At 70.3% G+C, this 11,575-nt stretch carries 12 protein-coding genes and 1 riboswitch; of the genes, 9 read left to right on the top strand and 3 right to left on the bottom strand.

Translation table 11 applies throughout. The annotated features are described in order from the left end of the window. Positions 1–15 precede the first annotated feature (15 nt). The 7 genes from glpX to ACLV7J_RS04550 all read left to right on the top strand — a co-directional run bounded on the left by glpX (position 16) and on the right by ACLV7J_RS04550 (position 7,265). Positions 16–1,020, top strand: a complete 1,005-nt coding sequence (glpX, locus tag ACLV7J_RS04580; protein ID WP_255127896.1) for a class II fructose-bisphosphatase — start codon at positions 16–18, stop codon at positions 1,018–1,020. A 34-nt stretch (positions 1,021–1,054) separates the two neighbouring features. Beyond that, on the top strand, positions 1,055–2,365 hold the full coding sequence (locus tag ACLV7J_RS04575) for a glutamyl-tRNA reductase (RefSeq protein ID WP_411867943.1): 1,311 nt from the start codon (positions 1,055–1,057) through the stop codon (positions 2,363–2,365). A 176-nt stretch (positions 2,366–2,541) separates the two neighbouring features. Continuing rightward, a complete protein-coding gene (locus ACLV7J_RS04570) occupies positions 2,542–3,837 on the top strand; it encodes a glucose-1-phosphate adenylyltransferase (protein ID WP_411867942.1) in 1,296 nt (431 codons plus the stop codon). Between the two features lie 112 nt (positions 3,838–3,949). Further along, positions 3,950–5,368, top strand: a complete 1,419-nt coding sequence (gene gndA / locus ACLV7J_RS04565; protein WP_411867941.1) for an NADP-dependent phosphogluconate dehydrogenase — start codon at positions 3,950–3,952, stop codon at positions 5,366–5,368. A 54-nt stretch (positions 5,369–5,422) separates the two neighbouring features. Beyond that, positions 5,423–6,157: a 6-phosphogluconolactonase gene (pgl, locus tag ACLV7J_RS04560; protein ID WP_411867940.1), complete on the top strand. Its 735-nt coding sequence runs from the start codon at positions 5,423–5,425 to the stop codon at positions 6,155–6,157. A 46-nt stretch (positions 6,158–6,203) separates the two neighbouring features. Next, complete coding sequence (locus ACLV7J_RS04555; protein ID WP_411867939.1) at positions 6,204–6,833, top strand: CIA30 family protein; 630 nt, start codon at positions 6,204–6,206, stop codon at positions 6,831–6,833. Between the two features lie 48 nt (positions 6,834–6,881). Continuing rightward, positions 6,882–7,265 (top strand): hypothetical protein, encoded by a 384-nt coding sequence (locus ACLV7J_RS04550; protein ID WP_411867938.1) that lies wholly within the window; start codon positions 6,882–6,884, stop codon positions 7,263–7,265. A gap of 38 nt (positions 7,266–7,303) precedes the next feature. Here the strand turns inward: ACLV7J_RS04550 and ilvD are convergent, their stop codons facing one another. The 3 genes from ilvD to upp all read right to left on the bottom strand — a co-directional run bounded on the left by ilvD (position 7,304) and on the right by upp (position 10,103). Beyond that, positions 7,304–8,980, bottom strand: coding sequence for a dihydroxy-acid dehydratase (gene ilvD / locus ACLV7J_RS04545; RefSeq protein WP_411867937.1), 1,677 nt, complete (start codon positions 8,978–8,980; stop codon positions 7,304–7,306). Between the two features lie 59 nt (positions 8,981–9,039). Beyond that, positions 9,040–9,330 carry a hypothetical protein gene (locus ACLV7J_RS04540; RefSeq protein ID WP_411867936.1) on the bottom strand — a complete coding sequence of 97 codons (291 nt, stop codon included), beginning with the start codon at positions 9,328–9,330 and terminating at the stop codon, positions 9,040–9,042. A 95-nt stretch (positions 9,331–9,425) separates the two neighbouring features. After that, positions 9,426–10,103, bottom strand: coding sequence for a uracil phosphoribosyltransferase (upp, locus tag ACLV7J_RS04535; protein WP_411867935.1), 678 nt, complete (start codon positions 10,101–10,103; stop codon positions 9,426–9,428). Positions 10,104–10,250: 147 nt separating this feature from the next. Here upp and ACLV7J_RS04530 point away from each other — a divergent pair, with 147 nt between their 5' ends. Continuing rightward, a complete protein-coding gene (locus ACLV7J_RS04530; RefSeq protein ID WP_411868167.1) occupies positions 10,251–10,733 on the top strand; it encodes a pentapeptide repeat-containing protein in 483 nt (160 codons plus the stop codon). Between the two features lie 34 nt (positions 10,734–10,767). Next, a riboswitch (cobalamin riboswitch) is annotated at positions 10,768–10,946 on the top strand. A gap of 21 nt (positions 10,947–10,967) precedes the next feature. Beyond that, complete coding sequence (locus ACLV7J_RS04525) at positions 10,968–11,573, top strand: HupE/UreJ family protein (protein ID WP_411867934.1); 606 nt, start codon at positions 10,968–10,970, stop codon at positions 11,571–11,573. Positions 11,574–11,575 lie beyond the last annotated feature (2 nt).

Raw genomic sequence — 11,575 nt, 5'->3', positions numbered from 1 at the left:
CTACGCCGGACCGCTGTGGATCGCACGCTGATTCAGGAAATTCTCGAGGTCGTCGAACAGGCCGCCATCGCCTCCGCCGAGCTCACCGGCCTGGGCAAGAAGGATGAAGCCGACGCCGCCGCCGTGGAGGCGATGCGCAAGCGCATGGGCCAGATCCAGATGCAGGGCCGCATCGTGATCGGTGAGGGCGAGCGCGACGAGGCGCCCATGCTCTACATCGGCGAGGAAGTGGGCAGCGGCACCGGCCCCGGCGTGGACTTCGCCGTGGACCCCTGCGAGGGCACCAACCTCTGCGCCAACAACCAGCGCGGCTCCATGGCGGTGCTGGCCGCCTCCGACCGCGGTGGCCTGTTCAACGCCCCCGACTTCTACATGAAGAAGCTGGCCGCTCCCCCGGCCGCCAAGGGCAAGGTGGACATCCGCAAGTCGGCCACTGAGAACATCGAGATCCTCAGCCAGTGCCTGGGCGTTCCCAAGAGCGACCTGGTGATCGTGGTGATGGACCGCGCCCGCCACAAGGACCTGATCGCCGAGATCCGCTCCACCGGCGCCCGCGTGCAGCCCATCTCCGACGGTGACGTGCAGGCCGCCATCGCCTGTGGCTTCGCCGGCACCGGCACCCACTGCCTGATGGGCATCGGCGCCGCCCCCGAGGGTGTGATCTCCGCCGCCGCCATGCGCGCCCTGGGTGGCCACTTCCAGGGCCAGCTGGTGTACGACCCCGCCGTCGCCCAGACCTCCGAGTGGGCCGACTACACCAAGGAGGGCAACATCGCCCGCCTCAACGAGATGGGCATCACCGATGTCGACAAGGTGTATGAGGCCGAGGAGCTGGCCTCCGGTGAGAACGTGGTGTTCGCCGGCAGCGGCATCACCGATGGCCTGCTGTTCGACGGCGTCAAGTTCGAGAGCGACTGCGTCCGCACCAGCTCCCTGGTGATCAGCACCCTCGACAACACGGCCCGCTTCACCAACACCATCCACATCAAGGACGGGGCCAAGAGCATCGCTCTGCGCTGAATCCACTCCCACCCAGCGCCCGAGGTCAGCCTCCATGCACATCGCCGTCGTCGGCCTGAGTCACCACACGGCTCCGGTGGAGATCCGCGAGCGGCTCAGCATCGCCGAGCAGACCATGGAGGATTCCCTCCAGCGTCTGCGGGCGGACGAGCAGGTGCTGGAGGCTTCCATCCTCAGCACCTGCAACCGGCTGGAGATCTACACCCTGCTGCGCCATCCGGAGCAGGGTGTGACGGCGGTGGGAACCTTCCTGAGTGAGGTGTCGGGCCTGGAGCTCGGCGACCTCACGCCCCATCTGTTCACTTACCACCACGAGGAGGCCGTGGCCCACCTGATGCGGGTGGCCGCCGGCCTCGATTCCCTGGTGCTGGGGGAGGGCCAGATCCTCTCCCAGGTCAAGAAGATGTACCGGCTCGGCCAGGAGCACCGCTCGATCGGGCCGATCCTCAACCGCCTGCTCAACCAGGCCGTGAGCACCGGCAAGCGGGTGCGCACTGAGACCAACCTCGGCACCGGCGCCGTGTCGATCAGTTCGGCGGCCGTCGAGCTGGCCCAGCTGAAGGTGGGCCAGGCCCGCGGCGTGGACGACCTGGTGCCCCTCGATCAGGAGCAGATCGCCGTGGTGGGGGCCGGCCGCATGGCCCGCCTGCTGCTTCAGCACCTGCAGGCCAAGGGTGCCAGGGGCGTGGTGCTGCTCAACCGCACCGTGGAGCGGGCCGAGCAGATGGCGGCCGACTTCCCCGGCCTGCCCGTGCAGTGCCGCCCCCTCAGCGACCTCGACCACTGCCTCAGCACCTGCTCGCTGGTGTTCACCAGCACCGCCGCCGATGAGCCGATCATCGACGCCGAGCGCCTGGGCCGGCTCAACCGCCGCTCCTCGCTGATGCTCATCGACATCGGCGTGCCCCGCAACATCGCCGCCGATGTGGCCGGACTGGCCGGGGTCGAGTCGTATGACGTGGACGACCTGCAGGAGGTGGTGACCCGCAACCAGGAGGCCCGCCGCGAGATCGCCGCCGAGGCCGAGGGGTTGCTGCAGGAGGAGGGGCGCCAGTTTCTGGAGTGGTGGGACGGCCTGGAGGCCGTGCCGATCGTCAACCGGCTGCGGCTGCAGCTGGAGGACATCCGCGAGCAGGAACTGCAGAAGGCCCTCAGCCGCATGGGCCCCGATCTCTCGGCCCGGGAGCGCAAGGTGGTGGAGGCCCTGAGCAAGGGCATCATTAACAAAATTCTGCATACTCCCGTCACCAATCTGCGGGCGCCCCAGCCGCGTCAGCAGCGCCATGTGGCCATGAAAGTGGTCCAGGATCTGTTCGAGCTGCACGACGGCTCGGCCGAGGCCTGAAGTCCTGCGACGCCCCCGGGTGCAAGCCCGAGATCTGCGGCGGCAGCACGGCACCTTCCCATCCGGCAGTGCGCCTGGACGCCTGTCTTTTTGACCCAATGTGCCGCGCCACGCAGCGTTGCCGCGAGGTCATCGCCTAGCGTCTCCACAACCCGAAGGTTCCTGGGGAAGCGGTGATGAAGCGTGTTCTGGCCATCATTCTCGGCGGTGGCGCCGGCACCCGCCTCTACCCCCTCACCAAGACCCGCGCCAAGCCCGCCGTTCCCCTGGCCGGCAAGTATCGACTGATCGATATTCCCATCAGCAACTGCATCAATTCCGGCATCAACAAGATGTACGTGTTGACGCAGTTCAACAGTGCTTCGCTGAATCGCCACCTCACCCAGAGCTACAACCTCTCCGCCGGTTTCGGCCAGGGTTTCGTGGAGGTGCTGGCGGCCCAGCAGACCCCCGAGAGCCCCAGCTGGTTTGAAGGCACCGCCGACGCGGTGCGCAAATACCAGTGGCTGTTCCAGGAGTGGGATGTGGACCACTACCTGATCCTGTCCGGCGACCAGCTCTACCGGATGGACTACAGCCTGTTTGTGGATCACCATATCCAGACCGGCGCGGACATCAGCATCGGCGCCCTGCCGGTGGATGCCGCCCAGGCCGAGGGCTTCGGCCTGATGCACACCGAAGGCGCCGGCCGCATCCACGAATTCCGGGAGAAGCCCAAGGGGGACGACCTCAAGGCCATGTGGGTCGACACCTCGCGCCTGGGTCTCTCGGCTGAGGAGGCCCTGAAGCGGCCCTACCTCGCCTCGATGGGCATCTATGTGTTCAGCCGCGACACCCTGTTCGACCTGCTGACCAAGAACCCCACCGCCACCGACTTCGGCAAGGAACTGATCCCGACGGCCCTGGAGCGCGGCGACAACCTGCAGAGCTTCCTCTTCGACGACTACTGGGAGGACATCGGCACCATCGGCGCCTTCTACGAGGCCAACATGGCCCTTACCGACCAGCCCAATCCCGCCTTCTCCTTCTACGACGAGAAGTTCCCGATCTACACCCGGCCCCGCTACCTGCCGCCGAGCAAGCTGCTCGATGCCCAGGTCACCCAGTCGATCGTGGGCGAGGGCTCGATGCTCAAGGCCTGCAGCATCCACCACTGCGTGCTGGGGGTGCGGACCCGGGTGGAGGACGAGGTGGTGCTGCAGGACACCCTGGTGATGGGGGCGGACTACTTCGAATCCAGCGAGGAGCGGGCCGTGCTGCGGGAGCGGGGCGGCACTCCGATGGGCGTGGGCCAGGGCACCACGGTGCGGCGCGCCATCCTCGACAAGAACGTGCGCATCGGCCGCAACGTCACCATCGTCAACAAGGACCACGTGGAGGAGGCGGACCGCCCCGAGCTGGGCTTCTACATCCGCAACGGCATCGTGGTGGTCGTCAAGAACGCCACCATCGCCGACGGCAGCGTGATCTGAGCCCGCCGCGGCTCCGGCTCGGTGCGGTCTCTCTCACAGAGGCCCCCGAGTTCCGGCGCCGCCGCGGTGCCCTCGCCACACTGAGGCCAGTCAGCACAGGCAGTCGCCTTCGATGGACAAGGCCCACTTCGGTCTGATCGGCCTGGGAGTGATGGGGGAGAACCTGGTGCTCAACGCCGAGCGCAACGGGTTCTCCTGCGTCGTCTACAACCGCACCACCGCCAAGACCGAGGAGTTCCTCGCTGGCCGCGGGGCGGGGAAACGGATCATCGGCTCCACCTCCCTGGAGGACTTCATCGCCAAGCTGGAGCGGCCGCGCCGCATCCTGATGATGGTGAAGGCGGGTCAGCCGATCGACGACCTGATCGCCACCCTCTCCCCGAGGCTGGAGGAGGGTGACCTGCTGATCGACGGCGGCAACTCCCTCTACACCGACACCGAGCGGCGGGTGGCGGAGCTCGAGAGCAAGAGCTTCGGCTACATCGGCATGGGCGTCTCGGGCGGTGCCAAGGGCGCCCTGGAGGGGCCGAGCATGATGCCCGGCGGCACCCGCAGCGCCTACGAGGCGATCGAGCCGCTGGTGCGCAAGATGGCGGCCCAGGTCGACGATGGCCCCTGCGTCACCTACATCGGCCCCGGCGGCGCCGGCCATTTCGTCAAGACGGTGCACAACGGCATCGAGTACGGCATCGAGCAGGTGCTGGCCGAGGTCTACGACCTGCTCAAGCGCAGCGCCGGCTTCGACGGCGAGGCCATGGCCGATGTGCTCGGCCAGTGGAACGCCACCGAGGAGTTGGCGTCGTTCCTGGTGGAGATCACCGAGGTGTGCCTGCGCACCAAGGACCCCGAGAGTGGCGCCGACCTGGTGGAGCTGATCGTGGATGCCGCCGGCCAGAAGGGCACGGGCCTCTGGACGGTGGTGAGTGCCCTGGAGATGGGCGTGCCCGTCCCCACCATCTACGCCGCCCTCAATGCGCGGGTGCTCAGTTCCCAGCGGGCCGAGCGCATCGCCGCCGCCCCGGTGCTGCCCGCTCCTCCCGCCCATCCGATCGACCTGGGCAGCCCCGCCGACGCCATGGCGCCCCTGCAGGATGCGGCCGTGCTGGCGGCCATCGCCAGCTACGCCCAGGGCATGGCGCTGCTCCAGGAGGCGTCTGTCCTGCACGACTACCACCTCGACATGGCGGCCATCGGCCAGATCTGGAAGGGGGGCTGCATCATCCGGGCCCGGCTGCTGCAGCGCATCCAGAACGCCTACACCGCCAACCCCGGGCTGCCCAACCTGCTGGTGGACCCCTGGTTCGCCGAGCAGGTGAACCGGCGCCTGCCCGGCCTGCGCCAGGTGGTGGCCGGTGCCGCCCTGGCCGGCATCCCCGTGCCCTGCCTGAGCAGCACCCTCGACTACATCGACAGCTACCGCAGCCCGCGCCTGCCCCAGAACCTGGTGCAGGCCATGCGCGACTGCTTCGGCGCCCACACCTACGAGCGGGTCGACCGTCCCGGCAGCTTCCACACCGAATGGTTGCCGTGAGCTGGTGGCCCTGTTGCACCGTGGCCATGCTGGGGATCGCTGCGGCCTGACGCCATGAGCCCATCCCCCGCGCGCTACAGGCTCGAGGTGGCCCCAGGCCCCGACGACCTGGCCCGCCGTGCCGCCCAGCGCATCGCCACCGCGATCGATCTGGCCCTCGAGGAGCGCGACCGCTGCCAGATCGCCCTCTCGGGCGGCACCACGCCCGCCGCCGCCTACCGGCTGCTGGGCCAGGAGCACCTGCCCTGGGATCGGGTCGATGTGCTGCTGGGCGATGAGCGCTGGGTGCCGGCCTCCGATCCCGCCAGCAATGCCCGCCTGCTGGCCGAGACGCTGCTGGCCCAGGAGCCGGCCCGCCAGGCCCGCTTCCACCCGGTGCCCACGGAGCTGGAGAGCCCCGCCGCCTCCGCCGAGGCCTTCGAATCCCTGGTGCGGCAGCTGTGTCCGGGGGATCCGCCCGTGTTCGATCTGATGCTGCTGGGCCTGGGGGATGACGGCCATACGGCCTCCCTGTTTCCCGGCAGCGCGGCGACGGCGGTGCGGGATCGGCCCGTGACCGTGGGCGAGGGCAAGGGCCTGGAGCGCATCACCCTCACCGCCCCCGTGCTCAGCGCGGCTCGCCAGGTGATCGTGCTGGTGAGCGGTGCCGGCAAGCGCCAGGCCCTGGAGCGCCTGCTGGATCCGGCCGAATCGCCGGAGCGCACCCCGGCCCGGCTGGTGCAGCCGCGCAGCCCCGTGCTGGTGCTCGCCGATGCCGCCGCCGCCGAGGGGATCCCTGCGCCAGGCTGAGGCCCTGGTCCCGGCCATCCCGGGAGTCGCCCCCACTGCCCCGCCGATGGATCTGCCTGCCCCTGTCCCCGCGTCACCGGGTCCGGCCAGCGCCGCCGTTGCTCCGGCCACGCCCGCACCGCTGGTGGTGGTGTCGGGCGATGGCTTCGCCGGCTGGCAGAGCCTCAACGACACGATCATGGGGGGCCGCAGCCAGGGCCACTGCCGCAGCGGCTCCGAGGGGCTGGTGATGGAGGCCGAGGTGATCGAGCAGGGCGGCGGCTTCGTGAGCTGCCGCTCGCCCCAGTTCGCGCCCCCCCTGGACCTCTCCGCCTACGGCGCCCTGGAACTGGAGCTGGAGGGGGATGGCCGCCGCTACAAGCTGGCGATCGCCTGCGCCGATGGCCTGGCGGGCCTCACCGAGCTGATCCCCGGCGGCCTGCGCTGGGTGGCCGAATTCGCCACCAACGCCTCGGGCGTGAGTGTGGTCACGGTCCCCTTCAACCGGCTCACACCGAGTGTGCGGGCCAAGCCGGTGCAGGGCCTGCCCCTGGGGGCTCCGCTGCACTTCGAGGCCAGCCGCATCACCCGGCTGCAGCTGCTGCACTCCAAGTTCGGCGATGCCGGCGGGCTCAATCCGGGCTTCCGGCCCGGGCCCCTGCGGCTCGGCATCCGGGCGATCCGCGCCGTGCCCTGAACGCCACACCAGATCGCCTCGCCTCTCGCCTCCGCCATGCTCCCCGCCGTGCCTGACGATCTGGCGCCCTTTCTGGCCCAGGTGGCGGCCGCCGCCGACCTCTGCCTCAAGCCCTGCCGCCATGGCGTGCGCTTCCGCGACCCTGAGCCCGCCGCTGCCGCCCCGACCGACTGCTGCCTGCGGATCGAGGCCCGCGACCCCGCCGGGGGGCGCTGCGAGGACGCCGATGTGGAGCTGGAGATCTACCGCAGCGGATCGGAGCTCAATCTGATGCTCAGCCGCTGCGCCGATCCCGAGGCCCCGCTGCTGTGGCACGGCAGCCATGCGGTGTGGATGGATGGCGCCAGCGGTGAGCGCTGCAGCCGCCCCGCGGACGGGCCGGCCCTGGAGGCCCTGGCCCGCCGCATCCGGGCCCTGGTCAGCGGCGACTGAGACTGGCCGGCCCGGCCCCCGCGCCGCCCCTGCCGGACTCAGGCGTCCGGTTGGTCGGTCACGGCGCCCTTGCTGCTGCTGCCCACCTGGCGGGCGTACTTGCCCAGCACGCCGGTTGTGTAGCGGGGCTCGGGCCTGGTCCAGGCGGCGCGGCGGCGGGCCAGCTCGGCGTCGTCCACGTTGAGCTGGATCAGCAGCTGGTTGGCATCCACGGTGATGCTGTCGCCCTCCTGCACCAGGCCGATGGTGCCGCCCACGGCGGCCTCGGGGGCCACATGGCCCACCACCAGGCCGAAGGAGCCGCCGGAGAAGCGGCCGTCGGTGATCAGGGCCACCGAATCCAGCAGGCCCTGGCCCACGATGGCGGCGGTGGGGCTCAGCATCTCCCGCATGCCCGGGCCACCGACGGGTCCCTCCTGGCGCACCACCACCACATCGCCGGGTTGGATCTGCTTGTCGAGGATGGCGGCCAGGCAGGTCTCCTCGCTCTCGAACACGCGGGCGGGGCCTGTGATCACGGGGTTCTTCACGCCGCTGATCTTGGCCACGGCGCCCTCCTCGGCCAGGTTGCCCTTGAGGATCGCCAGGTGGCCCTTGGCGTAGAGGGGGTTGCTGAGGGGGCGGATCACGTCCTGGCCGGCGGGCGGCTCACTGGGCACGTCAGCCAGCACCTCCCGCAGGGTCTTGCCCTCGATCGTCCTGCAGTCGCCGTGGAGTAGGCCGGCATCGAGCAGCAGCTTCATCACCTGGGGGATGCCGCCGGCCTGGTGCAGATCCACGGTCACGTAGCGGCCGCTGGGCTTGAGGTCGCAGATCACCGGCACCCGCTGGCGGATCGTCTCGAAGTCGTCGATGCAGAGATCCACGCCGGCGGTGCGGGCCACGGCCAGCAGGTGCAGCACGGAGTTGGTGGAGCCGCCCACCGCCATGATCACGCTGATGGCGTTTTCGAACGCCTCGCGGGTCATCAGATCCCGCGGGCAGATGTTGGCCTTGATGGCTTCGGCCAGCACTTCGGCGCTGCGGGCGGCACTGTCCGCCTTCTCCGGATCCTCGGCCGCCATGGTGGAGCTGTTGGGCAGGCTCAGCCCCATCGCCTCGAAGGCGGCGCTCATCGTGTTGGCGGTGAACATGCCGCCGCAGCTGCCGGCGCCGGGGCAGGCGTTCTTCTCGATGGCGGTGAGTTCCTGCTCGTCGATCTTGCCGCCGCTGTACTGGCCGACGGCTTCAAACGCGCTCACCACGGTGAGGTCGCAGGCACCGAGCTTGCCCGGTTTGATCGTGCCGCCATACACAAAAATGGCGGGGACGTTCATGCGGGCCATCGCCAGCATGGCGCCCGGCATGTTCTTGTCGCAGCCGCCGATCGCCAGCAGCGCATCCATGCTCTGGCCGTTGCAGGCGGTTTCGATCGAGTCGGCGATCACCTCACGGCTCACCAGGGAGTACTTCATCCCCTCGGTGCCCATCGAGATGCCGTCGCTCACCGTGATGGTGCCGAACATCTGCGGCATGGCGCCGGCGGCGTGGGCCGCCTCCTCGGCGCGGCGGGCGAGATCGTTCAGGCCCAGGTTGCAGGGCGTGATCGTGCTGTAGCCGTTGGCGATGCCGATGATCGGCTTGCTGAAGTCGCCGTCGCCGAAGCCCACGGCCCGCAGCATGGCGCGGTTGGGGGAGCGCTGGATCCCCTGGGTGATGGCGGCGGAGCGGAGCATGGCCGGCGGCGGTGTCTGCTGGGAAACCTACCGAGCGGCGCCCCCGGGCCTGGGCCCCCTCAGCTGCTGCTGCCCAGGCCCTCCAGCTGGCGTCGCACGTCGTCGATGGCCCTGTTGAGCTGCTGCACCTTGTCCTGCAGCTCGGAATCCAGCACCGGCCGCCGGCTGGTGTCCACCTCGTCGCCGTCGCCGCTGGAGAGGCGCGAGAGCTGCAGGTTGCGTTCCCGCCGCTGGCGCTGCTGCCGCTTCTCGGTCTCCGACAGCAGCCACCAGGCGAGTCCGGCGGCGCCGAGCACGGCCCCGGCCAGGGTGCTCAGCAGGAGGCTGGAGCTGCTCTCGCGGTTGGCCATCGCTGCCGGCTGGGCTGGACTGACCTTCAGCCTAGGGATCGTGGCCCCAGCGGGCCAGGACCCGTCGTCAGCTGTCAACCCTCAGCCTCCTGTCTTCAGCCGCCGGCCGGTGCGCTGTCGGGCTCGGTGCCATAGAGCCGATCGCCCGCATCCCCCAGGCCGGGCACGATCCGGAAGGCGGCGTCCAGCTCGGCGTCGATGCAGGCGGTGTAGAGGGTCAGGTCCGCGAAGCGCTCCCCCAGCACCTTCAGGCCCGGGCTGGCGGCCAGGGCGCTGATCACCCGCAGCCGCTGGCCGCTCACCCCCTTGGCCTCCAGCCGCTCCAGCACCTGCAGCAGGGTGCCGCCGGTGGCGACCATCGGGTCGAACACCAGCACGCCGGCGTTGGCTGGAATCGTCGCCGGCAGCTTGTCGAGGTAGCAGTGGGCCTGGCCGCTGGCCTCGTCGCGCACCAGGCCGATGTGGGCCACCTGGGCAGCCGGCAGCACCGTGCGGCCGCCCTCCCACAGGCCCAGGCCGGCCCGCAGGATCGGCACCACCAGGATCGGCACCGCCGCGTCCACCACCGTGCCCTCGGTCTCGGCCAGGGGGGTCTGCACCGGCACGCGCCGGTGGGGGATCCAGTCCCGCAGGGCCTCATAGGTGAGCCAGCGGCCCAGTTCGGCCATGGCGGTGGCGAACAGGGCCGGCGGCGTCTGCTGATCCCGCAGCACGGTGAGCCAGTGGCCGATCAGGGGATGGGGGGGGACGACCACCCTCAGGGACATGCTCATCGGGTCGCGCTGCGGTGGATCGCTGCCATAGCTTGAGCCGACCAAGTTAGTTGTGCGGTGCTGCCCCCCCTCGCCGGTTCGCGGATTCCCCAGCTCCTGGCTGCTCAGGGTCTTGGCGGCAAGCACCTCCGCCGCCGCCTGTTCGCCCTGCTGCTGCCGCTGGCCCTCGTGCTCGGCGCTGCCCTGGGCACGGCTGCCCCGGCCGCCGCGATCACGGCCCCGGAACTGCGCGGCCAGCGCAGCCTGCAGGACCTCCAGAGCGACATGCACGGCCGCAACCTGCAGAAGCAGGAGTTCCTCAAGGCCAACCTGCAGGGCTTCGACCTGAGCGACACCGACCTGCGCGGCGCCGTGTTCAACACGGCCAACCTGCAGCAGGCCAACCTGCGCGGCGCTGACCTGGGCGACGCGGTGGCCTACGCCAGCCGTTTTGATGGCGCCGACCTCTCTGGGGCCGTGCTGCGTAACGCGATGTTGATGCAGAGCAAGTTCACGGACGCCGTGATCGCGGGGGCCGACTTCAGCGATGCGGTGCTGGATCTGCCCCAGCAGAAGGCCCTCTGCGCCAGGGCCAGCGGCACCAACCCCCGCACCGGCGTCGACACCCGCGACTCCCTCGCCTGCCGCTGAGGGGCGGGTCCCCGCCAACCAGCTTCCAGGGGGTGCCTAGATTGCGGCTTCCGGTTCCGCTGGGGATCAGCCAGCGGAGGTAACGGGGAAAGTCCGGTGGGGTTCTGGCTGCGGCCAGCGATCGAGTCCGGCGCTGTCCCGCAGCTGTGAAGGGCCGCACCCCCAGGGGCCGCGTCCCCAGTCAGAACGCCCACCGGAAGCCCACCCCATCCCTGGCGCGGACCAGCTTTCCGGATGACCAACCTTCGCCCCAGCGCGGCACTCCCGATCGGGGTCGCCGCCCTGTCCCTGCTGGCCGCAGCGCCGGCCTCGGCCCATCACCTGATGGACACCTTCCAGCTCACGCCCTCACCCCTGAGCGGTCTGCTCAGCGGCCTGGGCCACCCGCTGCTGGGGCCCGACCACCTGCTGTTCCTGCTGGCCCTGGGCCTGGTGGGTCTGCAACGCCCCACCCGCTGGGTGCTGGGCCTGCTCGCCACGGGCCTCTCCGCTTCCCTGCTGGGCCTGGCCCTGCCTGGACTGCCCGGCGCTGAGCTGCTGGTGGCCCTGTCGCTGGTGGTGGTGGGCCTGGTGCAGCTGGGCCGCCTGCCCGCCGGACTGCTGCTGCCCGCCTTCGCGCTGCACGGCTACGTGCTCAGCGAGGCGGTGCTGGGCTGGGAGCCCACATCGGTGGGCTTCTATCTGCTGGGCCTGCTGATCAGCCAGGGGCTGCTGCTGGCCGGCTCGCTCACCCTGGTGCGGCGCTGGGCCACCGGCCTCAGTGCGGCCAACCTGCGCCTCGCCGCCGGCGTGCTGATCGGCGTGGGCGCCAGCTTCACCTGGACCGCCCTGGTGCCCTGACC

Source organism: Vulcanococcus limneticus LL (assembly GCF_943369875.1).
GTDB lineage: Bacteria > Cyanobacteriota > Cyanobacteriia > PCC-6307 > Cyanobiaceae > Vulcanococcus > Vulcanococcus limneticus_A.
This window is presented reverse-complemented; position numbering and strand designations above follow the sequence as displayed.